The following is a 25,409-nucleotide window of genomic DNA, read 5'->3' as shown; positions in this document are numbered from 1 at the left end:
TAAGTACTTAAACTATTTCATTATTTTTAATCAGTAGATTATTAAACTTAATGAATCCAATGTTCAAGTCAATTATTATATTACTCCTATTTGCCACTTTACTTCCAACATATGCACAGAAGAAAAGTAAGAAAAAATCAAAAAGTGCTAAACAAAGTTCAAGAATTCTGGATTTCAACCAACATCAGAATTTAGACTCCACATCATTATTTAAAAATATTCCATTCCGTAATGTCGGTCCTACCGTAATGAGTGGAAGAGTTACGGATATTGAAGGTAATCCAAATAACCCCAGTGAGTTTTTTGTAGCTTATGCTTCTAGTGGATTATGGTATTCTAATTCTAATGGAATTGATTTTAAACCATTATTTCAAAATGAGGCAGCAATGACTATTGGTGATATTGCTGTTGATTGGAATGACGAAACTTCAACAATATGGATTGGAACGGGAGAAAACAATTCTAGTCGATCTAGTTATGCTGGTGCAGGTCTATTTAAATCAAATGATAATGGTATCACTTGGTCTCCTTCTGGTTTAGAGAAAACGCAGCATATTAGTAGAATTGTTTTGCATCCTACACACAAAGATACTTTATGGGTGGCATCTATCGGAAACCTTTATACTAAAGATACAGAACGAGGTGTATTTAAATCTACGGATGCTGGTAAAACTTGGAAGAAAACATTATTCATTTCGGATAGTACAGGAATCATTGATTTAATAATAGATCCTAAAAACCCTAAAATATTATATGCTTCTGCCTGGGAACGTACCAGAAAAGCATGGGATTTTAAAGGTTCTGGAGCAGAATCGGGAATATACAAATCAAAAGATGGTGGTGAAAATTGGAAAAGAATTACAACAGACAAAAGTGGTTTCCCTACATCTAATGGTGTTGGAAGAATTGGTTTAACTATATCGAATTCTAACTCTAGTACTTTGTATGCATTTTTAGACAATCAAGAACACAGAGAGAGTAAAGAAGATGCTAAAACAATACGTTTAACAAAACAGATCTTACTTAGTATGCCTAGTGCAGACTTTGATTTATTAGCTGACGATGATATAAATGCATTTTTAGATAAATATAAATTCCCAAAACAGTATACAGCTAAATCAATTAAAGAGGATATTAAAAATAAAAAATACACTCCAAAATCTTTAGTTGAATACCTTGGAGATGCAGGAGATAATTTATTTAATACACCAGTAAAAGGTGCTGAAATTTATAGATCTGATGATGCAGGAAAAACTTGGGTAAAAACTCATGACAAACCATTAGATAGAGTTGTATATTCTTTTGGATATTATTTTGGTAATATCAGAATTGACCCCACAAACGACAATAATCTTTACATACTTGGTGTTCCTTTTTTAAAGTCTGAAGATGCCGGTAAAACTTGGATTGATAAAGGTGCTGAAAATGTTCATGTAGATCATCATGCTTTATGGATTAACCCTAAAAACCCAAACCATTTTATACTAGGGAATGATGGAGGTGTCAATATAACTTATGATGATGGACAGACTTATTTTAAAGCAAATTCTATTCCTGTAGGACAGTTCTATTCTGTAAATGTCGACATGGAAAAACCATACAATATATACGGAGGAATGCAAGATAATGGTGTTTGGGTTGGTTCATCTAAAACTGAAATAAATAGAGAATGGCAAAATTCTGGTAAGACAGATTTTCAAACAATAATGGGTGGAGATGGTATGCAAGTTGGTATAGACCTTAGGGATAATAAGACAATCTATACGGGTTATCAATTTGGAAATTATTATAGAATCAATCGATTAACAGGAAATTCAAAATACATTACTCCTACACATAATCTAGATGAGAAACCCTTAAGATGGAATTGGCAGTCTCCTATTCATGTATCAATTCATAATAGCGATATTATTTATTTTGGTGCAAATAGATTTTATAGATCTTTTGATAAAGGAGAAAATTTCGAGGTTTTATCAGATGATTTAACTTATAATAATAAACAAGGAAACGTTCCTTTTAGCACACTTACTTCTATTTCAGAATCACCACTATCTTTTGGCCTTATTTATACGGGCTCTGATGACGGTAGAATAAATAGATCTTCTGATGTTGGCGAACACTGGGAAGACATTTCAAGAGGGCTTCCGAAGAACTTATGGGTTAGTAGAGTGATTGCTTCAATGCATAAAAAGGAAAGAGTATATGTTTCTTTAAATGGATATAGAAACGACGACTTCAATCATTATTTATATGTTTCTGATGACTTGGGTGAGAATTGGAGTGAAATAGGTAAAGGTTTACCAAAAGAAGCAATAAATGTGATTAAGGAAGATCCTAAAAATACTGATATCATTTATATAGGTACTGATCAAGGTCTTTATATCTCTTTTAATAAAGGTATTGATTTCTCAATATTGGGTAGTTTACCAAATGTTGCAATTCACGATCTAGTGATTCACCCAAGGGATAATGAAATTATTGTAGGTACACATGGAAGATCAATTTATGTAGGTCAATTAAATGAAGTCCAAAAATTAAATAATAACACGTTAAATGAAGAGCTTGTATTATTTGATATGGATGATGTAATGTATAATGAAAAATGGGGAATGATTGAAGGATATTTTGAATGGGGAAAACCTTATGAAAAAAGCATAGACATTCCTGTTTTTACAAATAATGATAATAATGCTATCATAGAAATTATGTTCAATGATGTTATTGTAAAGAAAATTTCTATTGATCTTACTAAAGGAATTAATTATGTTCCTTATAACCTTTCAGTTGATAATTCATCAAAACTTGATTACGGAAACAAGATTGGTAGTGATTATATATTCCCTGAAACAGATAACAATATCAGTTATTTAATTGATGGAGAATATGTGGTCAAAATAGCTGTTGGATCTGCTATAAAAGAAATGAAGTTGATTATTAATAAAAAAGAAGCACCAAAAGGAAGAGTAAAAACAAAGAAAATACCTTAACGAATAAAAAAGCCCTTCTCAATTTCAATTCATGAGAAGGGCTTTTTTTTATTTTTTTGGTCGATATGGTAAACCTCCAAATAAATGGAGATAAATAGATCTTGATAATCTAAAAATGAACGGCATAAATACCATCATAGGTATAGTTGCAGCAAAAATATAAACCAGTGGATTTTCAGGATCAAAAATAAAATAAGTAAAAAATAGAGTAGCAAACATTAATGCTACATTTATTCCATAACTAACATACATTGCACCAAAATAAAAACCTGTTTCAGGTTCGAATGTTGCATTACACTCTTTACAGCGCTTATTGATCTTAGAAAATTTTGTTGATAATGTGCTATTAGTGAATATATCCCCTTCCCTACAACTTGGGCATTTACGAGATACAATTGCTTGAATTTTTGATTTAGCCATTTTGATTTCCTAAATCTAGTTTTTGTTGAACTTGCTCTTTAGAAATGTCTTTAATTTCAGACCCTTCACAGATAATTGTTCTTTGTGGATTAATTTTTAAAAAAGAATGCTGATGTGTCGCCATTATAATACTTGTCCCTTTATCATTAATTTCTGTAAAGAGTTGTAAAATAGAGCGTGATACTTTGGGGTCTAAGTTACCCGTAGGTTCATCGGCAATTATTAAATCTGGATTATTTACCAAAGCTCTAGCAATAGCTACTCTTTGTTGTTCCCCTCCAGATAATTGATGTGGCATTTTTTCTTTTGTAATTTTAGGCAACTTTACTAAATCCAATAAATCATCTACTTTGTTAAGCATAGATGTCTTACTAGTCCAACCAGTTGCTTTCATTACAAAAATTAGGTTTTCTAGAACATTCCTATCCGTCAGAAGTTCAAAGTCTTGAAAAATAACTCCTAAAGACCTCCTTAAGAAAGGAATTTGCTTTTCTTCAATAGAAGAAACATTAAAATCATTTACTTTAATTACCCCTTCAGATGGATGTAAATCAGCATAAAGTAATTTTAAGATGGATGATTTACCACTACCTGTTGGTCCTAGTAAATATATAAATTCACCTTTAGCAATATCTAAAGTGATATTAGAAAATATTACTGCGTCTTCATATTTTACTTTTACATTTCTTAAAGATACTATGTGATTCATATTTATATTAGATCTCCAATTTTTGAATCTTACCAAAAGGAAGCTGTTCAATAACACCCTTAAGAGCTTCTTCTTTACCTTCTAAACCATATTTTTCTAATTTAGTCAAAGGTCTATCCGCTCTAAAATAAGCAATTAATACAAAATCCTCGTCTCGAAGTTGAATGTAATTTGGAATTTTTGCTTTCCCTTTTACTTTTATAATGTACATAAAACAATGTAATAAAAATGAGGCATTCTATTATGAATGCCTCATTAGTTTATTGAAATAAAATACTTTTACTCCTCCATTTTTTTAGCATCAGCTACAAACTGAGCTAAACCTTTATCTGTTAAAGGGTGGTTTAATAAAGATTTAATTACACTAAGTGGACAAGTTGCTACATCTGCACCTAATTTAGCACAATCTAAAATATGCATTGGATGACGTACCGATGCCGCTAATACTTGAGTTCCAAAACCGTAGTTTTCAAAAATATCAACAATATCTTCTACCAATTGTAATCCATCTGTAGAAACATCGTCTAATCTACCAATAAATGGCGATACATATGTAGCTCCAGCTTTAGCTGCTAATAATGCCTGCCCTGCAGAAAAGATTAGTGTACAATTTGTATCAATTCCTTTACTAGAGAAATATTTGATTGCTTTTACACCGTCTTCAATCATAGGTACTTTTACAACAATTTTAGGATCGATTGCAGCAAGGACTTCTCCTTCTTTAATCATATCCTCATAGTTTGTAGAAAGTACTTCAGCACTTACATCTCCATCAGTAATTTCACAGATAGCTTTGTAATGTGCGTTTACAGCTTTAGTTCCTTTAACACCTATTTTAGCCATTAAAGATGGGTTAGTTGTTACACCATCCAATACACCTAAAGCATGTGCTTCTTTAATTTCTTCTAAGTTAGCTGTGTCTATAAAAAATTTCATAAGTCAAAGACGTTTAATCGTGTTTAAAATCAAGACAAAAATATAGATTTATCTAGAAAATCAAATTATATAATTTATTTATCTAGAGAATCGACTAATTTAATTGAGTTATCAATACAATTTGGTACAGAAATCCCTCCTTTCCAGTTGGCATTGAAATAAAGGTTTGGAATAGCATTCGTTTCTAAATCATCCCAAAGTTTTAATATCTCTGCAGAATATTGAGGTATTGCTTTTTCCCATTTGTATATTTTCTGGAAGACAGGCTCTTCATTAAAATCCAAAGTTTTAGCTAATTCTAATTTCACATTAGATTTAATTTCATCTTCAGAAAGTAATGTATTTTTTGCACGTTGTACACCACCTACAAAACTTGTTACTAGAACCTCGTCAGCTCCTGCTCTATTTGGAAATATACAGCTACTCCATATACTACCCGAGGTAAATGTTTTTTCTAACAAAGGATTTAGTCCGCCAAAACCAATTGGGCGTTCAATATCATCTTTCTTATAAACGGAATGAACAATACACATTGGAGGTGCGTAAAGGTTATTCAATTGCTTTGAAATTGAAGGTAATAAATTCTTAATGAATTGAGCCGTAGTATGAGCTGAAGAAGTTACAATTACTTTATCAAACAGTAAAGTATCTTTATCAGTTATAATTTTGAATTGATCTCCTTCCTTTTTTATATCTACAACCTTAGTATTCAATTTGACTTCTACTTTTGATGATAAGCCATCAATAAAAGTAGATAAACCTTTCTTAAAACTAAATGCTTTTTTTCTTTGAGTCGGAGCTCCTTTTTCTTTATTCTTCTTAGATGATTTTATCATTCCTTTGATAATAGAACCATATTCTTTTTCTGCTTCATACAAGGCAGGGAAAGCTGCTTTAACCGCTAACTTTTTAGCATCTCCTGCATAAATTCCAGAAACAAAAGGGTCAAGAGCATAATCACAAATCTCATCATTAAATCTCCTATTGATAAAATCATATAATGATTCAATTTCTGATGAAGGTTTATTTTTCCTCCAAAATTCAGTCATTATCTTAAATTTTGAAGACCATGAGAAAAATGAATTGGAGAAGAAATTCTGAGGACCAGAAGGTAAGATTCTATATTTCCCATTTCTAAGAATAAATCTATCTTTATTAACACCCTCTGCTTCTAACAACTCATTCGTTATTCCAAGCCTATTGATTAAGTCTAAATGACTTTCTGTTAATAAAAGAGAGTTTGGTCCGTTTTCATAGATTCTATTCTCTATAGTATCTGTTTGTATACAACCACCAGAAGTTTGCGCAGCTTCTAAAACTACACAATCAAATCCTTTTTCTTTTAATAAAAAAGCAGTTGTTAGACCTGATATCCCACCTCCTATTATTCCTATTCTCATTATCCTATCATCGATTAATGTAAGATGCAATTTAAATCAAAAAATAACTCCATACACCTTTAAAGGTGCTTTTTTAAAGGAATTAATCATCTTTTTAAAATTGTTAAATATTAAGTAGTCACCTTAAAATATTTGAAATAAAAAAGGCTACCTCAATAAAGAGATAGCCTTCAATATTATTAAAATAGATAAACTCTATTTATAGATAACTATGCAGTAACTTCTAAAAGAGCGTTAGTTTTCTTAACACCTTCAGCAGAAGCAACTAATTTTGCTTTTTCGTCTTCTGATAATTCGATTTCAACGATTTTTTCGATACCGTTTTTACCAATAATAACTGGTACACCGATACAAAGATCATTTAAACCATACTCACCTTCTAATAGAGCTGAACATGGGAACATTTTCTTAGAATCTAAAGCAACAGCTTTAACTAATTCAGAAACTGCAGCACCTGGAGCATACCAAGCAGAAGTACCTAATAATTTAGTTAGTGTAGCACCACCAACTTTAGTAGCTTCTACGATTGCTGATTTTTGCTCTTCAGATAAGAATTCAGAAACTGGTACTGAATTACGAACAGCTTTTTCGATCAACGGAACCATTCCTACGTCAGAGTGACCACCGATAACCATACCAGAAACGTCAGATTGAGGACAACCTAAAGCTTCAGCTAAACGATATTTAAAACGAGCACTATCCAATGCACCACCCATACCGATAATACGGTTTTTAGGAAGACCTGTAGCTTTAGCAGCTAAATAAGTCATTGTATCCATTGGGTTAGATACTACGATAATAATTACTTTTGGAGAATGCTTAATTAAATTCTCAGAAACAGTTTTCACAATACCTGCGTTGATACCGATAAGCTCTTCACGAGTCATACCTGGCTTACGAGGAATACCACTTGTAATAACAGCAACGTCAGTACCAGCAGTTGCTGCATAGTCGTTAGTTACTCCAGTGATTGTAGAATCAAAACCGTTTAAAGAAGCAGTTTGCATTAAGTCCATTGCTTTTCCTTCTGCGAAACCTTCTTTGATATCTACTAACACAATTTCGTCAGCGAAATCTTTAATTGCAATATACTCTGCACAACTTGCACCTACTGCACCCGCACCCACTACTGTTACTTTCATTTGTTTGTGTATTTAAAAGTTAAAAAGTTAATTTGTAAATATTTTACTTTTGCAATTTGCGATATTTTCTCTACTTATTTGAGTGATATTGAAAAATCAAGTATATGATTTTTGTCAGTTTTTTAATTTTGATAATATTGCAATAACAAATTTATCTTATCAGATTGCATAAAAATATCCTTTTTTAATATGAAAATTGAAGATTTATATAGTATCTATTTAGAAGTCAGTGAGATATGTACTGACTCAAGAAATATTAAAGAAAACTGTCTATTTTTTGCTTTAAAAGGCGGGAATTTTGATGGTAATAAATATGCAGAAGGAGCACTAGAAAAAGGTGCTAAATATGTTGTAGTTGACGATTCTACTGTTGTTAAATCTGATAAATTCATCTTAGTTGATGATGCCCTTACAACTTTACAACAATTAGCTGCTCATCACAGAGAACAATTTGATATACCAGTTATTGCAATTACAGGTTCTAATGGTAAAACAACCACAAAAGAAATTCTTGTGAAAATTTGTGAGACAACTTTTAAAACTCATGCTACAAAAGGTAATTTCAATAACCATATTGGCGTTCCTCTAACATTACTTTCAATGCCTTTAGATACTGAAGTTGCATTAATTGAAATGGGTGATAACCATGTAGGAGAAGTTGCTGAACTTTGTAAAATAGGAAAGCCAAACCAAGGTTTTGTGACTAATATTGGAATGGATCATATTGAAGGTTTTGGTAGTTTTGAATTAAATGTCCGAGCTAAAAGTGAAGTCTTTGATTATCTTATTAAACATGATGGTGTGATTTACATTAATTCGAACGATGATATTTTAAATAATATGTCTAAGAGAATGAAATCTCCTATCTATTATGGTAATGAATATGATTTTGCCAATTTGGAATTTGTAGAAGTCAATCCATTTATTGTGTACAAGGACAGACAGGGTGACGTGATTTCTACTAATTTATTTGGAGCATATAATTTTGAAAATATCTTAACTTCATTTTGTGTAGGAAAAAATTTGGGTATTGATCAAGATAAAATGAATCGAGCAATTGCAGCTTATATTCCTTCAAATAATAGATCTGAAATTTTTAAGACCGAAAATAATACACTCATTTTGGATGCCTATAATGCAAACCCATCTTCTATGGAAGTTGCAATAGAAAATCTTACTAAAATTGATAGCTCATCACCTAAAGGATGTATACTTGGAGATATGTTTGAATTAGGCTCTATTAGCGAAGAAGAACATCTGAGGATTTCAAAACTTGCGATAGATCAAAATTATGATCACTGTATCTTTGTAGGTGATCGTTTTAAATTCTTTGAAAATGATCAAGCTTTTTTCTTCAGTAATAAAGAAGAAGTTATTGCTTACCTCTCCGAACACTCCATTAACTCCGAACTTATACTAATAAAAGGCTCAAGAAGTATGGGATTAGAAATATTGAAAAATTCATTATAAAACAAAAACCCCATCAATTTTTAGATTGATGGGGTTTTTGTATATATATCTAGGTACTATTTTTTACGACCACCTAAACGGTTACGTAAACTAGTTTTTTTACCACCTTTTGCTCCACCTTTTTTACCCATACCAGGGATACCAGACATTTTGTTTACTTTACGCATCATTTTACGCATTTCTTCAAATTGTTTGATTAGGTTATTGACTTGCTGTACCGAAGTACCAGAACCTGTTGCAAGTCTTTTCTTACGAGATTGATCTAAAGAATCCGGATTAGCTTTTTCATACGGAGTCATAGATTGGATAATTGCTTCAACAGGTTTAAATGCGTCAGAATCAATTTCTTGATCTTTAACCATTTTATTTAAACCAGGTACCATTCCAATCAAATCTTTCAAATCACCCATCTTTTTGATGTGCTGAATTTGAGAAAGAAGGTCATTAAAATCAAATTGGTTTTTACGTAATTTCTTGTTTAATCTCCTTGCTTCTTCTTCATCGAATGCTTCTTGTGCTCTTTCTACTAAAGAGACAACATCACCCATACCAAGAATACGCTGAGCCATACGTTCAGGGTAGAACTCATCTAGAGTATTTTCTAGTTTTTCACCTGTCGAGATAAACTTAATAGGCTTCTCTACTACTCTACGAATAGATAAAGCGGCACCACCACGAGTATCACCATCTAACTTAGTTAAAACAACACCATCAAAATCAAGTCTATCGTTGAATGTCTTTGCTGTATTTACAGCATCCTGACCTGTCATCGAATCAACAACAAACAAAGTTTCAGAAGGATTGATAGCTTTTTTAACAGCTTCAATCTCATCCATCATTTGCTCATCAATTGCTAAACGACCAGCCGTATCGACTACAACAATAGATTTACCATTTTCTTTTGCATACTTAACAGCATTCTCCGCAATAGAAACTGGATTTTTATTTTCACGCTCAGTATAAACTTCAACACCAGTTTGTTCACCTAGTGTTTCTAATTGATCAATTGCGGCAGGTCTATAAACATCTGCAGCAACTAATAAAACTTGTTTACCTTGCTTTTTTAATCTTAAACCTAGTTTACCAGTAAAAGTAGTTTTACCAGAACCTTGTAAACCTGCAATTAAAACTGTAGCGGGATTCCCTGTTGGAGTAAAAGGAACCATTTCGCTTCCCATTAATTCCGTTAGTTTATCACTTACAATTTTTGTAAATAATTGACCAGGTTTTACATCTATAAGAATATTTTGTCCTAGTGCTTGCTCACGAATTTCATTCGTAATTTCTTTTGCTACTTTAAAGTTAACATCGGCTTCTAATAAAGCACGACGAATTTCCTTAACAGTAGAAGCTACGTTAATTTCGCTGATCGAACCTTCACCTTTAATGTTCTTTAAGGCTCGATCTATTCTGTTACTAAGATTATCAAACATATATTCTGTATATCTTTCCTTGTATAATGACTAATTCAGTTTGGGTAGCAAAAATAAAGTTTACAAGTGTCATAAACAATAATTAAGTCAATTCAATATGCAATAAAGTGTATTTTTTTAAGGTCCTTACTCACATTATTTTTTTCAAATCCTTTAGAACGAGTAGTAAAATACTTATTATGAATACTTTAAGGTGCCTTCTGTAGATAAATCAATTGTATACCTAGAAGTGTTATTATCAGTAATTTTTTTAATGAATACTTCTAGTGTAGATAATTTTATTAAAAAAAATGTAGAATTTGTAATATATAGAAGTATTAATCCTAGTTTTGCGGCTTATTCAAAGAGTCAAATTTGATTCTAACAAATCAGAATTATAATGTTAAGAAGATTCATTGGGCTTGGTGCCTTGTTTGGAATTGGCCTCGGAGATTTAATTTATAAATATGCTTTAGATATACATAGAAGTGAATTGAACCATAAAACTACAGTGTTCATTACTTGTGTTATCTGCATATTTATTTTTACTCAACTCTATCAATTCAGTAAAGATAAATCTGATAAATGGTTACAATCTAGTATGATTTTATTGTACATGATGGGAGGTTTTATTATTATTTTAAGTTTTGTATTGACTAGTTTTCTTAAATAGATGAACGATCATTCTTTTTGTATGATTATCCTACTATTTATAGTAACTTTGTAAAACAATTATATAAACATATAAGTAAATGCATATATGATTATGTAGTTAGGGTAAAAAGGCTCTCAATTACGATCATAAAAAATGTACACTCACAAATAAAAAATGGCTGAAAAATTTAAGTTAGATTCTATCGAGGATGCTATTGAAGCAATCAAAAATGGTGAAATAGTAATTGTCGTAGATGATGAAGATAGAGAAAACGAAGGTGATTTTATCTGTGCTGCTGAGAAAGTAACACCAGAAATAATCAATTTCATGTCAAAAGAAGGACGAGGATTAATTTGCTGTGCAATAATCGAAGATCGTTGTGAAGAATTAGGTTTAGAATTGATGGTTGGTAAAAATACTGCCGCTTTCGAAACTCCTTTTACTGTATCTGTTGATTTAATTGGTCATGGATGTACTACTGGTATCTCTGCAAGTGATAGAGCGAAAACAGTATTAGCATTAGCAGACCCTGATGTTGATCCTGCAATTCTTGGTAAACCTGGTCATATTTTCCCTTTAAAGGCAAAACGTGGTGGTGTTTTAAGAAGAACTGGTCACACAGAAGCATCAATTGATTTAGCTAGATTAGCTGGATTACAAGCAGCAGGTGTTCTTGTTGAGATCATGAATGATGATGGATCAATGGCTCGACTACCTAACTTAGTTGAGGTTGCTAAAAAGCATAATCTTAAATTAATTAGTATTGAAGATTTAATTCAATACAGATTAAAATTAGAAGATTCTCTAGTTGAAGAAGAAATTGGTGTTGATATGCCTACTGAGTTTGGCCATTTCAATTTAAAAGCTTTCCGTCAGACTAATACAGGTGAATTACATTTAGCTTTAATCAAAGGTGATATTTCTGATAAAGAAGATCCTGTTTTGGTAAGGGTTCACTCATCTTGTGTTACTGGTGATATCTTTGGTTCTTGTAGATGTGATTGTGGACCACAATTACATGGAGCTATGGAAATGATTGAAAAAGAAGGAAGAGGTGTTATTCTTTATATGAATCAAGAAGGAAGAGGCATTGGTTTAGTAAATAAACTTAAGGCTTATAAACTTCAGGAAGAAGGAATGGACACTGTTGAAGCTAATCAAGCTTTAGGGTTTAAATCTGACCAAAGAGATTATGGTGTTGGTGCTCAAATTTTAAGAAAACTGGGTATTTCTAAAATGAATCTTATTTCTAATAACCCTAAAAAACGTGCAGGGCTTATTGGATATGGTTTAGAAATAGTTGATTCAGTGGCAATTGAGATCACTCCAAATAAATACAATAAAAAGTATTTAGAAACAAAAAGAGATAAAATGGGTCACAATATTTTAAAATAGTGACAATCAATATTATTCAAAAGGCTGTTTATTACAAACAGCCTTTTTTATTTTCATTTTACCAATGTTACAAAATATTGAGCTACTTACTTCTAAAGGTGAAGTTTTTAGGTTTAAAGAGGTTATCCATCAAAAGTTACAAATAACATTTTTAGCTTCTTGTGAAGCAAAATTAGATGTGGAGCATTTAAAGAGACTAAAATTAGCCTATAATACTATTTTAGAAAAGCACTTCTACCCTATTGTCATTATCAATTGTAATGATACTTTACTTCAGAAGAATATAAAAAAGTTAAAACTGCCATTTTTAGTTTTATCTGATCCTAGTGCGAGAATTGCAAAAAGGTTTAACTGCTTTTTAAAACCTATAGGCATTATACAACGCTCAACAATTTGGTTTGAAGAGAATGAAAAACAGATCAAAAAAATTAATTATATGTCAGATGTAAATCAACATATAACTTATTTGCTACAGTTGTAAACTTCCTTTTTGATTTAACTCTAAGAAATGATCCAATTCAGTTAAACTATTTTCCAGCTCTTTGTAACTTTTTATTATCCAATATTTCTTTTGGAATTCATCTTTTATATAGGGTGTTTTCAGAATAGCTAATAAATTAAACTTTTCTCTTAAAGGAATTTCAGAAAATAAGCTATACTCAGATTCGCCTTTTGAGGATAAGATTCCTGCACCATAAATTCTTAAACCCAAACCTGTTTCGATTAAACCAAATTCTACAGTATACCAGTACAATCTACTTATTAACTCAATACACTCTTCGTTATCAATATACTTTAAAGCAACGATACTCATTTTCTCTAAATACCTACAAAAATCTTGGTTAGTGAGCAAAGGAACATGGCCAAAAATGTCATGAAACATATCTGGTTCTTCTAGATAATCTAACTCACTCTTTTTTCGAAACCACGATGATGATGGGAACTTCTTAGCCTTTAAAAGTTCAAAAAATTCCTTATTAGGTATTAGCCCCGTTACAGGTGCAATACTCCAACCCGTTTCATTTTTTAAAACTTTGTCGATTTCCTTAAAAGAAGGTATTACTTCTTCCTTAAAACCTATTGTTTTAATTCCATTTAAAAAATCATTTTCGGCAAGAGATGGGAGCATTTTCATCTGCCTATTAAAAAGTATACTCCAAACTTGAGTATCCTCTTCTGTGTACTTTTCGTACCCTTGGTTATTTACAAAATACATGTTAGTATGTGTTGAATTGGAAAAATATGGTTAGTAAAAAAGGACTACAATTAAATTGCAGTCCTTGTAATATGTGAAAAAAAAATCACTTTAAGAATTATAAACCCTGAATTTCAATATTCAATGACTTTAATACCTCTCTAGATTTTTCTTTAGTATAATCAATCTGGGATTTATCTATTTGAAAATCATCAATCAAATTATCTATAAAGATATCTAGTGTTACTAAAGATGGGTGAATAGCACCCGACTTCAACATCTCTTTTACACCTTTTGCTTCTCTTGCAATAAAAGAGTCGATTTTTTCTGTGTCTCTAATCATAAATTAAACTGTTCGAGGTCCTAAAATCTCGATAACATCTTTTTCGTCTAAAATTTCCTTTTTCAAAAGAATTTGAGCAAGTTTTTCTAATTGATCGTGGTGATCTCTTAAGAATTGCTTCGTTTCTTCATAGCACTTTGCAATAATCTCTAAAGATTCTTTGTCAATTTGCTTTTCTAATTCTTCAGATCTTCTAATACTTCCACCTCCGTTACCAAGATAGTTGCTTTGTCCTTCTTTTTGAAGTGATAAATTAGGAAGAGTTTCACTCATACCATACACAGTAAGCATTGAACTTACGATAGAGGCAACTTTTTCCAAATCATTAGATGCTCCTGTAGAAATATCTCCAAAGATAATTTCTTCTGCTGCTCTTCCTCCTAAAAGACCTTTAATTTTTCCTAACAATTCATCTTTAGACATTAAAAAACGGTCTTCTGTAGGAGCTTGTAAAACATACCCTAAAGCTCCTGATCCTCTAGGTACAATAGATACTTTTCGAACAGGGTCTGCTCCTTTTGTAAAATGCCCTACAATTGCATGACCTGCTTCGTGATAAGCTACCGTTTTCTTTTCAGTATCGTTAATTACAGCGTTCTTTTTTTCTAAGCCTGCAACTACTCTTTCGAATGCATCTAAAAAGTTTATATGATGTACCTCTGTTTTTCCTTCTCTAGCTGCTAATAATGCAGCCTCGTTACATAAGTTAGCTAAATCTGCCCCTACAAAACCTGCAGTCTGTGCTGCGATCTCTTTTAAATCGACATCTTCACTCATTTTAATTTTCGATCCATGAACTTTTAAAATCATCAATCTACCTTTTAAATCAGGTCTGTCAACTTGAACTTGTCTATCAAATCGACCTGGTCTTAATAATGCTTTATCTAAGATTTCAGGCCTGTTTGTAGCTCCTAATACTATTACTGTAGATTCAGCAGCAAAACCATCCATTTCTACAAGTAATTGATTTAAAGTGTTTTCTCTTTCATCGTTGCCAGACATTCCATTTGAGGAACGGCTTTTACCAATAGCATCGAGTTCATCAATAAAAATAATACAAGGTGCTTTTGTTTTAGCTTGTGTAAATAAGTCTCTTACTCTTGCTGCACCTACACCTACAAACATTTCAACAAAATCTGAACCTGATAATGTATAAAAATGAACACCAGCTTCGCCAGCTACTGCTTTTGCAAGTAAAGTTTTTCCTGTACCAGGAGGTCCTACTAATAAAATCCCTTTAGGTATTTTCGCTCCTAGAGCCGTGTATTTATCCGAATTTTTCAAGAAATCAACCACCTCAGTAAGTTCTTGTTTTGCCTCATCGCAACCTGCTACATCATCGAAGTTATATAAGTGTTCTGCATCCGCAGCATATATTTTGGCTTTACTTTTACCCACATTTAGATAATTATTTCCACCACCTCCCATTCCGGAGCCTTTACCCATTTTACGCATTAAAAATGCCCAAATAACAAACAACAAACCAAAGGGTAATAACCAATTAGAAAAGAAGTTACCTAACCAATCATTTTCAATTACACCTTTATATTCTATATTTTTATTTTGAAGAGCACGTATTAAATCAGGATCTTCTAATTTGATTACAAAGAACTGTCTTCCTAAATCTTCTTTTCTTTTTTCATAATCAATTCTCCAAGGTGCAGCTTTACCTTCTGGATTAATTTTCCAAAGTGAATTTTTAGATGCTTTCGTGGAGTCACTTTGGACTTCTGGAGACGTAACTCTCGTGGTATCTATGACTAATTTTGAAATTTTGCCATAGATTTTCTCATCTGAAATAACGACTTGTTCAACTCTATTTACATCAATACTATCTTTAAAAGCATTGTATGATAATTCTTTTACATTTGGGCCTGAAAAAAATAAAACTTCTAGGAATAACATTCCTCCTAGGATACTTAGAAAATACCAAATAGAAAATTTTGCTCTGTTCTTCATCAAAAATTTAGTTTAGTGTTTACACAATTCAACACAAAACAAAAGTTAATGAGAATTTTTAAATAAAAAAAAGCCTGACGCTATTAGCGACAGGTTTTCTACTAGTGTCAAATTAATTATCTTTAAAACGTAGTAATACGTTATTTTATTCTTTTGATATAATTATCTTTCGATATATACAAAAATATTAAAAGTTTAGCTTAAACCAATACTAGAATTGTATTTCCTTAAGATTAAAATGATATATGATTGAAATTACGCCATTTGTATTCTCTTTCAGAACATATAATGAAAATAAGAAGAGAAACTTCCTGATTCCACAACTTGGAAACGTTAATGAACAAGGAATAACTTTATCAAATGAGTTAATTTCTTATCATGATATTAACAGTACAACTTTTTTTGAGGGATATCTAGTTATATCATTTTCAAAATACCCTATCCTAGGGAAAGAAATTTCTTCATGGTATATTTCTAAAAATAATTGTATAATTCTCAAATCAGAAATGATTAAAGATATAAAATTAGCATTCGATCTATTTGCCACTAGAAATGCGGTAACAACTCGTGTCTGTGGTCATTGCGAAAATACTATTGATTGGGATAATCATTTAGATTCTCAATATCAATATTGTGATGAGTGCCATTCGATAAGTGACAAGCATGGTTTATTATTTTCGAATGGTGAACAGTTTGATATTTGTCCAGAAACTGGGTATTATGATCGTCTAGGTAAACGTAAAAAATATGAGTATTTTATTTTTAATAAAAAGCTATATTTCAGAACTACAAAATATTTTGGAGGGGACAATTTGGGCATTGAATTCTTTCATAAAAACATCTTGAAAAATTGTATGTTTTTAATTGGAGTCCCAGGTACATTAATTCAATTTTATAAAGCCAACCAAGGGCATCACCCTGATTTCACAGAATTGGCTGAGGCAAATTTTGCAAGTAGATGTGGTGAACTAAAAGAAGCTGCAGATTTATACACTAAAATGCAAATGAGGCTACCTTACTTCCCTGCATTACATTATAATTTGGCAATTGCATATTTGCAATCCAATAATGAAGAAATGGCTAGAAGGTATTTTCAAAAATCATTAGAAGGGTGCTCTAATTATGAACCTACCTTAAAAGTATTGAGATATTTAACACAAAAAGAAAGAGGAAGCAATTAAATCACTTCCTCTTCTTATTATTCGTAATATTTTTTATTCTTAATTTTCTTATCAAGAGAATCGCTCAAATCATCTCCTCCCATTTCTTTTGCCTTTTTCCATTGCTCAACAGCTTTATCAACTTCATCAAGCTTAAATAAAACATCTCCATAATGTTCTACAACTGTTCCGCTTTTAGTAATTGATGCTGCTTTGGAAAGTACATCACTTGCTTCTTTATATTTACCTGCTACAAATAAAACCCATCCATACGTATCAAGATAAGTATCATTTTCAGGCTCTGCTAAAACTGTTTGATGTGACATCTCTTCAGCTTTGCTTAAATTTTCTTTTCTGAGAGATAAGAAATAGCTGTAATTATTTAATACATAGATATTCATTGGATCAACCTTTAATACTTCTTCGTATTTAGCAAAGGCTTTCTTGTATTCATCTAATTTATAATAAGTATCTCCTAACTGAGCATTGAACTGTACTTTAAGACTAGGATCAACTACAACTTGTAAACCTTGGTTCAACATAACTTCTGCCTCTTCATATTCTTTTTTAAATAACTTTGATGAGCCATTATAAAAATATAAAATTGCTTGGTTAGGAAAATACTCAAGAGCTAAATCAGAATGTGAAATAACTGAATCTGTTTCTTGGAGTTCCCAATCAATTGATAATACTTGCTGCCAAACTTTAAAATTATCTGGATTTTTATTTAATGATTGAAGATAAAATTTACGAGCATCATCAAACTTTTTGAGCGACACCTGGAAATCTCCGTATATAGCTAATATTTTTGCATCATTTGGGTGAGCTTTTAAAGCAATAAGAATTAATTCTTCTCCTTCAAGACGTTTCTTTTCATTATAAGTAAACTGTAAATATCCAGCAAGAATATTAAATTTCTCATCAGATAAAAGATCTTCACTAGCAAAAGCTATTTTTAATTCCTCGTAATACTTTTCAGACTCTCCTTGGTTTCTATAAATAGTAGCTAAAAGAAAATGTCCTTCTCCTTCATTTGGATAGTTCTTTAAAATGGGTGTAAGCATTTCAACAGCTTCGTCTGTCCTATTATTGCCAAGTAATAATCTTACTTGAGAATATTTAAATTCAAGATCATCAGGATACGCTTCTATTAATTTGTTTCCTTCTGCTAAAGCAGCATCTAAATCACCTAATCTGATATAAATACGTTGCTTTTGTCTAACGATCACATCATTAATACCATATTTCTCCTCGCCAATATCAAAGAACTCAATAGCATTTCTAGGTGAGCCCATTTGAAGATAAAGCATTGCTATTTGAAAATAGGCTTCTTCATCATCTCCCGTTACTTCTATCTGTTTATGCAACACCTGAAGTGCATCTTTAAATAAACCTAGTACTTCGTAATTTTGAGCTACCAGTTTATAATAATATTGATTCTCAGGATCAAGTTCTAAAGCTCTCTTGGCAAATTGCTGAGACCTTTGGTATTGTTCTAGCTTCTGATAACACAGAGCCGTTTGGTATTTTACACCATCATTTTTAGGAGTCAAATCATTACATTTTTCAAGTAACTGCAAAGACTGCTCATATTCCTCTAATAAGTATTCATTTACTGCATAAACAAATAACTCTTCAGATTTTCTTTTTTCTTTTTTAGAAGGTTCTTCGATACTCACTACTGGAATATCTTTTTCTTTTTTCTTTTTTTTCTTCTTCTTACGTTGTGCGAAAGTATTATTATCGAAAGCAAAAAAGCTTAAGATTATCATAAAAATTACCGCACGGACACTAACAAAGTTTTTGCTCATAGTATTGTTTACCCCACTAAATCGAACTTCTTTCTAAACTATGTATAAATCTACAAAAATAGTAAATGAAAAAAAGAGCGAAATTGATATATTTCGCTCTTTTTATATAAATATTAACGGTTTTCTTATTCTTTCACAGAAGTAAAATCACCAATACTTAAATCTTTTGCTCTTCCTCTGTAAACAACGTGGTTACCTACAACAGAATTTTCGATATTAACTCTACGAATATCAGAGTCTTCTTGAACAATAGAATTTTGAACTACAGAGTTTTCAATAATAGTGTTATCACCTACAGAAACGTAAGGTCCAACAACAGCATTGCTAATTTTTACGTTTTTACCAACATATACAGGACTAACTAAAACAACATTGTCTAGTTGTGCTGAATCGTGAACAAGTTCTTGTTCTTGAATATAGGTAAGGTAACGTTGGTTAGTATTTACAATTGCGTCTTTATTTCCACAATCTAACCACTCTTCTACAGTACCAGGTTTTAATCTAGCTCCTTTTGCTTTTAAATTTTCTAAAGCACCAGTTAACTGATATTCACCATCGTTCATGATATTCTGATCTACTAAATATTGAAGTTCATCACGTAGACGTTCTCCTTCTTTGAAGTAGTAGATACCAATAATTGCTTGGTCAGAAACAAATTCTTCAGGTTTTTCAACAAAATCTGTGATTACACCTTCTGAATTTAATTTTACAACACCAAATGCTGATGGGTCTTCTACTTTTTGAGTATAGATAATACCATCTTCGAATTTATCAATTGAAAAATCCGCTTTGAATAAAGTATCAGCAAAAGCAACAATGATGTTACCTTCCATACTATCTGCAGCACACAAAATAGCATGTGCAGTTCCAAGTGGTTCTTCTTGATAATATATAGTTCCTTTTGTTCCTAAAGATTCAGCAATTTCTAATAGTTCTTTAACTACAGTATCGCCAAAATCACCAATAACAAATGCAATTTCCTCAAGAACCTCGTCAGACATAGAAGCTAAATCTTCTACTAAACGATGAACGATTGGTTTACCTGCAATTTTAACTAGAGGTTTAGGAGTTGTTAATGTGTGTGGTCTTAATCTAGATCCACGACCTGCCATTGGGACAATGATTTTCATATAATCTTATTTTTATTTGTTAGTTTATTTCTTACCAGTACTTCCGTAACCGCCAGCTCCTCTTTCTGTATTTGATAGCTCTTCTGAAGGAACCCACTCAACTACCTCATGTTTTGCAACAATTAATTGAGCAATTCTCTCTCCATCTTTAACTTCAAATGCTTCGTTAGAAAGATTTACTAATAATACTTTAATCTCACCTCTATAATCTGCATCAACAGTACCTGGGGAATTTAAAACTGTTAAGCCATATTTGTAGGCAAGACCACTTCTAGGGCGAACTTGCGCTTCATATCCTTGAGGAAGTTCTATATGTAAACCAGTTGGAATTAATTTTCTTTCAAGAGGTGATAAAGTGATCGATTCTTGAAGGACAGCTCTTAAATCTAAACCTGCAGACAATTCAGTCTCGTATTTAGGTAAAGCGTGATGTCCGTTATTTATTACTTTTATTTTCATTTTAAAGCTTATTTCTTTAAAAGTTTGTTTTTTATTGAGTTTGCCGTTTGCTTGATGAATTTTCTTTCTACAAAAGCAATTATGAGCAAGAATATGGCGAAAATTGAATTATGGACTATAAAATTCTCAGCAAATGAATCAAATTTTAAAAATGTGATCAAAAGTACGAATATCCCTGTTAATACAATATAAAAAGAGATCATTTTTATATTATAAGGTATAGGATAATATTTTTGCCCTAATACATAAGCTAAAACCATCATTGTAAAATAACAACTCAGTGTAGCTATTGCAGAGCCATAAAACCCAATAATAGGAATTAATAAAGTATTAAGGCCTATTGTTATTACTGCACCAACAAAACTTATGTAAGCACCATATTTAGTTTGATCAGTAACTTTAAACCAAACAGATAAATTATAATACATCCCCAAAAAGACATTAGCCATCAATAAAATCGGCACTACTGGCAAGCCTACTAAATAAGATGAGCTTCTGATGAAAATTGGAGCAATCCATGATAAATTCGCTACTACAACAAGAACCATCATCATTAATACAATAACAAAATAGTACATTACATTAGCGAATACCTTTGGGGAGTCTTTTGAATCGGCTGTGGCAAAAAAGAAAGGTTCTGCTGCGTATTTATAAGCCGTAACTGCTAAAGTTATAAAAATAGACAACTTATAATTGGCAGAGTAAATACCTATTGCATAGTCTGCTCCTCCAAAACTATAAAAGTCATCTGGTAATAGAAGTTTTAATAATTGCCTATCAGATACTTCATTAATTGCAAATGCGATACCTGAAAAAACAAGCGGAAAACCATACTTTAAATAAGGTTGCATTTTACTCCACGACCACCTCAATTTAATCTCAAGGAATTTATCTAGAAGTAAAAGCATAATTCCAGCCTTAGTAATTAAATTAGCTAAAAAAGTATACCCTAAACCAAAATTAGGATCATAAAACTGTCTTACTAAATCGGTTAATATTCCTTCTTGACCGTTAGCATAAATCTCTTTACAACTTACTAAAAAGAAATAATTTAAAGCATAAGTTAAAAGTGCCTCAGTAAGCTTTAATGATGCGAACCTTTTTGCCTTCCCTAATATTCTTAGATTAGCAAAAGGGATAACTAGCATTGTATCTATTGCAAATAACAAAGCAAAGAACCTTACATATATTTCACTATTAGCATAACCTAATAAATCAGAAATATGAGGTGCAAAAAGCCATAATAATGAGGAGAATAATATTGAAGTTAACAGTAAGGAAGTTTGAATATAATTAAATGCCTGTCCTCCATCATCTTTCTTTGTTGCAAACCTAAAATAAGTTGTTTCCATACCATAAGTGTATATGATATTGAAAAGAACAGCATAAGCATAAAAATAAGACACGATACCAAAACTATCTGGAGTAAAAACCTCAGTATGTAAAGGTACAAGCAGGTAATTAATCAGCTTCATGAGCATTGTTGTTAGCCCATAAATAACTGTATCTGATAATAATTTTTTAAACATTTAATCTTAATATAAAAACCTCTTTATAAATGATTGAATCAAATATAAAGAGGTTAACTATTGTAGTTATATTATACTTTATTTCCCTTGGAAATTAGGTTTTCTTTTTTCTAAAAATGCAGCAGTGCCTTCTATAAAATCTTCTGTTTTTATAGCACTAGAGAATGCGTTAGCTTCAGTTTGATATCCATTTTTACTAGAATGAGAAGCATTAATACAATCTATAACATGCGAAACAGCAATTGGAGCCTTATTTAAAATTTTCTTAGCCATTTCAATTGCTTTCGGCAATAAATCTTCTTGTGATACAACTAAATTAACAAGGTTCATAATTTGAGCACGTTCGGCTGTTATCATTTCACCAGTTAAAATCATTTCGTTAGCTATACCTTTACCAACTAGTAATGGAAGTCTTTGTGTTCCTCCATAACCAGGAATAATTCCTAATGTTACTTCTGGTAAACCAAACTTAGCATTCACAGATGCAATTCTAATATGACAAGCTAATGCTAACTCACATCCCCCTCCCAAAGCAAAACCATTAACGGCTGCAATAACAGGTTTTGTACAGTTTTCAATTCCGTTAAAGATCTCTTGACCTTCTTCAGAAAATTTTCTAGCATTTAATTCGTTTAAATCTTTTAGTTCAGAAATATCAGCGCCAGCAACAAATGCTTTTTGCCCCTTCCCTGTAATAATTACAGCTCTTACACTATCGTCATCATATGCTATTTGAAAAGCTTCTTTTAGCTCTCCTAAAGTTTTTGAGTTTAATGCATTAAGTTTGCTTTCTCTATTAATTGTAATAATAAGCAAACCATCATTCTTTTCTAAAAGAAGGTTTTGGTAATCCATTTGTAAATCTATTCGGTTATTAATGCTTTCACTTTAAACTATTTACGCAATATTTAATACTTAAAAACATTATTGATGTCCAAGTTATAAAACGTTATTTACATTTTGACAATAAATTGCCATCAATTTTAATGTTTTTTTCTTTTATCAACTTAGATAATTCACAGTATTTTTCATTTTTATCATTATTCCTCAACTCTTTTAAAGGTACATTGAAGATTGAAATGTTTCCTTTTTGATACAACTCTAAGCAGTAATCAAAAAATATTTTCATTTCCATTGTGAAAACACAAGAACGTAGAATATAGTTTAATGCTTGTGTATTTCCTTCGTCATAATAGTCTGCCATTTTTGCATTTTTACATGCACTATCGTAGTTCTTGATACTAATGGCGGCTTTACTTAAATTAAGACGGTATAAAACATTTTGAGGGTCTTGTTCAACCGCTCGTGAAAAATATTTATAGGCTTGGTTTACTTCCTTATTTTTTAAAGCAATCATCCCAAGGTTGTTCACAGCTTCATGTCTATCAGCATTGATTTCTATTGCTTGAATTGAATAGTGAAATGCAGAATCTAACGCATCTAAACTATAATGACAATAACCAATGTTCGTCAATAAAACATCATCTAGACCATTTATTTGTAAGCATAAATTTAGGTCATTTAGTGCCCGTTTATATTTTTTCTTTTGTTGATATAGAGTTGCTCGGTTTAAAAGTAAATTATAATTTAAATTTTCACATTCTAACCCATTTGTAAGCGTTATGATAGCATCATCTACATTTCCTATTTTAAATAACGCATTAGCTTTGTTTTGATAAGCATCAATAAGGCAACTATCTATAGATAACGCTTTTTGATATGTATCAAGAGCTTTTTCAATTTCTCCTTGTTCATAATAAGCAATACCTAAATTATTCCAAGCTTCAGAAAAACTTTCATCCTCTTTAACAGCTATCAATAACTGGGTTTCTGCCTTTTTATACTTTTTCTCTTTTAAAGCATCCCTTCCTTTAATAAAGGATTGATCTCTTGTTGTATTTTTGTCACAACCAAAAAATAATAGAAGTATAAAAAAGTAAAATAATCTGTTCATATGTATAGGATAAAAAAATAACCGATCCTGATTATTCAAGATCGGTTACAAATGTAATTAGTTGATTGCTTTTATGGAAACTCTTCGATTACGAAGTCGACCTTTTTCATCATCGTTTGGAGCAATAGGCCTTTCGGAACCCCAACCTATAGTCTCTAATCTATTGGTATCTACCCCTTTAATTACAAGTTGCTTTTTTACTGCAACTGCTCTTTGTAATGAAAGTTTTTTATTTGCAGTTGAACTACCAATATTATCTGTATGTCCTTCAATACTTAATTTTAATTTAGGAGCGTATTTTTTTAATAATATAGCTAGTTCATTTACTGTTTGATAAGAAGCTTTTGATAACGTAGCACTACCTGTTGCAAACTGAAAATACAAATCAACAGTACCTTTTTCTTTTAAAAGCTCTAACATTTCTTGAGCTGTCTCTGCTTCTTGAATTTTCTCTTGTTCAATAATAGTGACAGTATAAGACTCTCCGTTTTCATGCGTTTCTATAACACACCAAAACTTTTTAGCATTTGATTTTACCTGAAAAGAACCATAATTATCTCCTTTATATAAAGGCTTACCTCTTAAAGATTTCACTTTATCAAAGTAAGTCTGAATAATTTGTGTACTATTTGGATGTTTATAGCTATTGTCTTTTCCATATTTAAAGGTTGCAAATATTTTTTCACCAGATAATGGAATAATATCTACTTCACTCATTGGAAATTCAATGTCATCAAATTTAGATTCACTGTAGATTAAATCATAGCCACTTAATTTTAAAATTAATGGATTTGATGTAACCCCTTGCCCATGAGACAACTGAAAAAACAATGAAAATAATAGAGTAGATAAAAGGTATTTATACATTATTGTCTTTTATAGTTCAAAGTCATCATGAAATTGCTACAATTAATCTAGAACAAATAGTCATTCTGTAACAAGATCATTTTTATTATGTTTTAGAGTATAGCAAAATACGTGCAAAGTATCTTTAGACATAAAAAAAAGCCAATGTAAACATTGACTTTAAGTTTTAAAAACAAATATTTTAATTTAATGAGAATGTAGGAACTTGTGGAGGATTAACTTCAGAAATACTTAATTCTGAAATTTCCATTTTTACATAATCATATAATTTAAAAGCGTTTAGAATGTTGTCTACTTCCACAACCGAGTTAGCATCAAGTGTTAACCAAGCTTTCTGAGCATTATCTGACAACATGAAAGAAGAAATAATCCCTTCACTCATTAAATCTCCAATCTCCGTGTATTGCGAAGGTAGAATATCAATTAGTTCTTGATCTAAAACCTCAGGCAATATTATTTCAACTATAAATTTCATA

24 protein-coding genes are annotated in these 25,409 nt (G+C 31.3%); 6 read left to right on the top strand and 18 right to left on the bottom strand.

The features are described 5' to 3' along the window. The first annotated feature begins 59 nt into the window (after nt 1–59). Nucleotides 60–2,987, top strand: coding sequence for a WD40/YVTN/BNR-like repeat-containing protein (locus tag EI427_RS07270; protein WP_170178417.1), 2,928 nt, complete (start codon nt 60–62; stop codon nt 2,985–2,987). Nucleotides 2,988–3,035: 48 nt separating this feature from the next. Here EI427_RS07270 and EI427_RS07265 read toward each other — a convergent pair whose 3' ends face one another. From EI427_RS07265 to EI427_RS07240, 6 genes are all read right to left on the bottom strand, one after another. Next, complete coding sequence (locus tag EI427_RS07265; protein WP_126613171.1) at nt 3,036–3,407, bottom strand: DUF983 domain-containing protein; 372 nt, start codon at nt 3,405–3,407, stop codon at nt 3,036–3,038. Continuing rightward, nucleotides 3,400–4,116 (bottom strand): cell division ATP-binding protein FtsE, encoded by a 717-nt coding sequence (locus EI427_RS07260; RefSeq protein WP_126613169.1) that lies wholly within the window; start codon nt 4,114–4,116, stop codon nt 3,400–3,402. Before EI427_RS07260 ends, EI427_RS07265 begins: the two co-directional genes overlap by 8 nt. Before the next feature lie 7 nt (nt 4,117–4,123). Further along, a complete protein-coding gene (locus EI427_RS07255; protein ID WP_126613167.1) occupies nt 4,124–4,327 on the bottom strand; it encodes a fructose-6-phosphate aldolase in 204 nt (67 codons plus the stop codon). A gap of 68 nt (nt 4,328–4,395) precedes the next feature. Next, nucleotides 4,396–5,052: a fructose-6-phosphate aldolase gene (fsa, locus tag EI427_RS07250; protein WP_126613165.1), complete on the bottom strand. Its 657-nt coding sequence runs from the start codon at nt 5,050–5,052 to the stop codon at nt 4,396–4,398. Nucleotides 5,053–5,126: 74 nt separating this feature from the next. After that, nucleotides 5,127–6,452, bottom strand: a complete 1,326-nt coding sequence (hemG, locus tag EI427_RS07245) for a protoporphyrinogen oxidase (RefSeq protein ID WP_126613163.1) — start codon at nt 6,450–6,452, stop codon at nt 5,127–5,129. Nucleotides 6,453–6,661: 209 nt separating this feature from the next. Further along, on the bottom strand, nt 6,662–7,594 hold the full coding sequence (locus EI427_RS07240) for a malate dehydrogenase (RefSeq protein ID WP_126613161.1): 933 nt from the start codon (nt 7,592–7,594) through the stop codon (nt 6,662–6,664). A gap of 189 nt (nt 7,595–7,783) precedes the next feature. Here EI427_RS07240 and EI427_RS07235 point away from each other — a divergent pair, with 189 nt between their 5' ends. Beyond that, the gene (locus EI427_RS07235) at nt 7,784–9,064 is read left to right on the top strand and encodes a UDP-N-acetylmuramoyl-tripeptide--D-alanyl-D-alanine ligase (protein ID WP_126613159.1); all 1,281 of its coding nucleotides are present in this window, start codon (nt 7,784–7,786) and stop codon (nt 9,062–9,064) included. A 56-nt stretch (nt 9,065–9,120) separates the two neighbouring features. On the opposite strand, the gene ffh is transcribed toward EI427_RS07235, so the two are convergent. Beyond that, nucleotides 9,121–10,497 (bottom strand): signal recognition particle protein, encoded by a 1,377-nt coding sequence (ffh, locus tag EI427_RS07230; protein WP_126613157.1) that lies wholly within the window; start codon nt 10,495–10,497, stop codon nt 9,121–9,123. Between the two features lie 379 nt (nt 10,498–10,876). Between ffh and EI427_RS07225 the strand changes: the two genes are divergently transcribed. The 3 genes from EI427_RS07225 (at nt 10,877) to EI427_RS07215 (ending at nt 13,007) form a co-directional block, all read left to right on the top strand. Further along, nucleotides 10,877–11,149, top strand: coding sequence for a hypothetical protein (locus EI427_RS07225; RefSeq protein ID WP_126613155.1), 273 nt, complete (start codon nt 10,877–10,879; stop codon nt 11,147–11,149). Nucleotides 11,150–11,305: 156 nt separating this feature from the next. Further along, nucleotides 11,306–12,526, top strand: coding sequence for a bifunctional 3,4-dihydroxy-2-butanone-4-phosphate synthase/GTP cyclohydrolase II (locus tag EI427_RS07220; protein ID WP_126613153.1), 1,221 nt, complete (start codon nt 11,306–11,308; stop codon nt 12,524–12,526). Between the two features lie 64 nt (nt 12,527–12,590). Further along, the gene (locus EI427_RS07215; protein ID WP_126613151.1) at nt 12,591–13,007 is read left to right on the top strand and encodes a redoxin domain-containing protein; all 417 of its coding nucleotides are present in this window, start codon (nt 12,591–12,593) and stop codon (nt 13,005–13,007) included. Here EI427_RS07215 and phhA read toward each other — a convergent pair. The 3 genes from phhA to ftsH all read right to left on the bottom strand — a co-directional run bounded on the left by phhA (nt 12,996) and on the right by ftsH (nt 16,023). Then, a complete protein-coding gene (gene phhA / locus EI427_RS07210; RefSeq protein WP_126613149.1) occupies nt 12,996–13,742 on the bottom strand; it encodes a phenylalanine 4-monooxygenase in 747 nt (248 codons plus the stop codon). The genes EI427_RS07215 and phhA overlap by 12 nt on opposite strands. 97 nt (nt 13,743–13,839) lie before the next feature. Continuing rightward, nucleotides 13,840–14,064 carry a hypothetical protein gene (locus EI427_RS07205; protein WP_126613147.1) on the bottom strand — a complete coding sequence of 75 codons (225 nt, stop codon included), beginning with the start codon at nt 14,062–14,064 and terminating at the stop codon, nt 13,840–13,842. Nucleotides 14,065–14,067: 3 nt separating this feature from the next. Then, nucleotides 14,068–16,023 (bottom strand): ATP-dependent zinc metalloprotease FtsH, encoded by a 1,956-nt coding sequence (ftsH, locus tag EI427_RS07200; protein ID WP_126613145.1) that lies wholly within the window; start codon nt 16,021–16,023, stop codon nt 14,068–14,070. Nucleotides 16,024–16,268: 245 nt separating this feature from the next. On the opposite strand from ftsH, the gene EI427_RS07195 reads away from it, so the two are divergent. After that, nucleotides 16,269–17,204 carry a tetratricopeptide repeat protein gene (locus tag EI427_RS07195; protein WP_126613143.1) on the top strand — a complete coding sequence of 312 codons (936 nt, stop codon included), beginning with the start codon at nt 16,269–16,271 and terminating at the stop codon, nt 17,202–17,204. Nucleotides 17,205–17,221: 17 nt separating this feature from the next. On the opposite strand, the gene EI427_RS07190 is transcribed toward EI427_RS07195, so the two are convergent. The 8 genes from EI427_RS07190 to EI427_RS07155 all read right to left on the bottom strand — a co-directional run bounded on the left by EI427_RS07190 (nt 17,222) and on the right by EI427_RS07155 (nt 25,408). Further along, a complete protein-coding gene (locus tag EI427_RS07190; protein WP_126613141.1) occupies nt 17,222–18,994 on the bottom strand; it encodes a tetratricopeptide repeat protein in 1,773 nt (590 codons plus the stop codon). 125 nt (nt 18,995–19,119) lie between these two features. Beyond that, complete coding sequence (locus EI427_RS07185; protein ID WP_126613138.1) at nt 19,120–20,124, bottom strand: sugar nucleotidyltransferase; 1,005 nt, start codon at nt 20,122–20,124, stop codon at nt 19,120–19,122. 24 nt (nt 20,125–20,148) lie between these two features. Then, nucleotides 20,149–20,583, bottom strand: a complete 435-nt coding sequence (gene dut, locus EI427_RS07180; protein ID WP_126613136.1) for a dUTP diphosphatase — start codon at nt 20,581–20,583, stop codon at nt 20,149–20,151. A gap of 8 nt (nt 20,584–20,591) precedes the next feature. Next, on the bottom strand, nt 20,592–22,112 hold the full coding sequence (locus EI427_RS07175) for a lipopolysaccharide biosynthesis protein (protein ID WP_126613134.1): 1,521 nt from the start codon (nt 22,110–22,112) through the stop codon (nt 20,592–20,594). Nucleotides 22,113–22,190: 78 nt separating this feature from the next. After that, nucleotides 22,191–22,967: an enoyl-CoA hydratase-related protein gene (locus EI427_RS07170; protein WP_126613132.1), complete on the bottom strand. Its 777-nt coding sequence runs from the start codon at nt 22,965–22,967 to the stop codon at nt 22,191–22,193. Nucleotides 22,968–23,061: 94 nt separating this feature from the next. Continuing rightward, nucleotides 23,062–24,105: a tetratricopeptide repeat protein gene (locus tag EI427_RS07165; RefSeq protein ID WP_205727911.1), complete on the bottom strand. Its 1,044-nt coding sequence runs from the start codon at nt 24,103–24,105 to the stop codon at nt 23,062–23,064. Nucleotides 24,106–24,123: 18 nt separating this feature from the next. Then, nucleotides 24,124–24,933, bottom strand: coding sequence for an OmpA family protein (locus EI427_RS07160; protein ID WP_126613129.1), 810 nt, complete (start codon nt 24,931–24,933; stop codon nt 24,124–24,126). A gap of 181 nt (nt 24,934–25,114) precedes the next feature. After that, entirely contained in the window at nt 25,115–25,408 is a 294-nt protein-coding gene (locus tag EI427_RS07155) for a hypothetical protein (protein WP_126613128.1), read from the bottom strand. Nucleotide 25,409 lies beyond the last annotated feature (1 nt).

The sequence above is a fragment of the Flammeovirga pectinis genome, from assembly GCF_003970675.1.
GTDB classification, from domain to species: domain Bacteria; phylum Bacteroidota; class Bacteroidia; order Cytophagales; family Flammeovirgaceae; genus Flammeovirga; species Flammeovirga pectinis.
This window is presented reverse-complemented; position numbering and strand designations above follow the sequence as displayed.

Coding starts and splice junctions, on each gene's coding strand:
- EI427_RS07270 (WP_170178417.1), top strand. CDS start 60: ATGTTCAAGTCAATTATTATATTACTCCTATTTGCCACTTTACTTCCA.
- EI427_RS07265 (WP_126613171.1), bottom strand. CDS start 3,407: ATGGCTAAATCAAAAATTCAAGCAATTGTATCTCGTAAATGCCCAAGT.
- EI427_RS07260 (WP_126613169.1), bottom strand. CDS start 4,116: ATGAATCACATAGTATCTTTAAGAAATGTAAAAGTAAAATATGAAGAC.
- EI427_RS07255 (WP_126613167.1), bottom strand. CDS start 4,327: ATGTACATTATAAAAGTAAAAGGGAAAGCAAAAATTCCAAATTACATT.
- fsa (WP_126613165.1), bottom strand. CDS start 5,052: ATGAAATTTTTTATAGACACAGCTAACTTAGAAGAAATTAAAGAAGCA.
- hemG (WP_126613163.1), bottom strand. CDS start 6,452: ATGAGAATAGGAATAATAGGAGGTGGGATATCAGGTCTAACAACTGCT.
- EI427_RS07240 (WP_126613161.1), bottom strand. CDS start 7,594: ATGAAAGTAACAGTAGTGGGTGCGGGTGCAGTAGGTGCAAGTTGTGCA.
- EI427_RS07235 (WP_126613159.1), top strand. CDS start 7,784: ATGAAAATTGAAGATTTATATAGTATCTATTTAGAAGTCAGTGAGATA.
- ffh (WP_126613157.1), bottom strand. CDS start 10,497: ATGTTTGATAATCTTAGTAACAGAATAGATCGAGCCTTAAAGAACATT.
- EI427_RS07225 (WP_126613155.1), top strand. CDS start 10,877: ATGTTAAGAAGATTCATTGGGCTTGGTGCCTTGTTTGGAATTGGCCTC.
- EI427_RS07220 (WP_126613153.1), top strand. CDS start 11,306: ATGGCTGAAAAATTTAAGTTAGATTCTATCGAGGATGCTATTGAAGCA.
- EI427_RS07215 (WP_126613151.1), top strand. CDS start 12,591: ATGTTACAAAATATTGAGCTACTTACTTCTAAAGGTGAAGTTTTTAGG.
- phhA (WP_126613149.1), bottom strand. CDS start 13,742: ATGTATTTTGTAAATAACCAAGGGTACGAAAAGTACACAGAAGAGGAT.
- EI427_RS07205 (WP_126613147.1), bottom strand. CDS start 14,064: ATGATTAGAGACACAGAAAAAATCGACTCTTTTATTGCAAGAGAAGCA.
- ftsH (WP_126613145.1), bottom strand. CDS start 16,023: ATGAAGAACAGAGCAAAATTTTCTATTTGGTATTTTCTAAGTATCCTA.
- EI427_RS07195 (WP_126613143.1), top strand. CDS start 16,269: ATGATTGAAATTACGCCATTTGTATTCTCTTTCAGAACATATAATGAA.
- EI427_RS07190 (WP_126613141.1), bottom strand. CDS start 18,994: ATGAGCAAAAACTTTGTTAGTGTCCGTGCGGTAATTTTTATGATAATC.
- EI427_RS07185 (WP_126613138.1), bottom strand. CDS start 20,124: ATGAAAATCATTGTCCCAATGGCAGGTCGTGGATCTAGATTAAGACCA.
- dut (WP_126613136.1), bottom strand. CDS start 20,583: ATGAAAATAAAAGTAATAAATAACGGACATCACGCTTTACCTAAATAC.
- EI427_RS07175 (WP_126613134.1), bottom strand. CDS start 22,112: ATGTTTAAAAAATTATTATCAGATACAGTTATTTATGGGCTAACAACA.
- EI427_RS07170 (WP_126613132.1), bottom strand. CDS start 22,967: ATGGATTACCAAAACCTTCTTTTAGAAAAGAATGATGGTTTGCTTATT.
- EI427_RS07160 (WP_126613129.1), bottom strand. CDS start 24,933: ATGTATAAATACCTTTTATCTACTCTATTATTTTCATTGTTTTTTCAG.
- EI427_RS07155 (WP_126613128.1), bottom strand. CDS start 25,408: ATGAAATTTATAGTTGAAATAATATTGCCTGAGGTTTTAGATCAAGAA.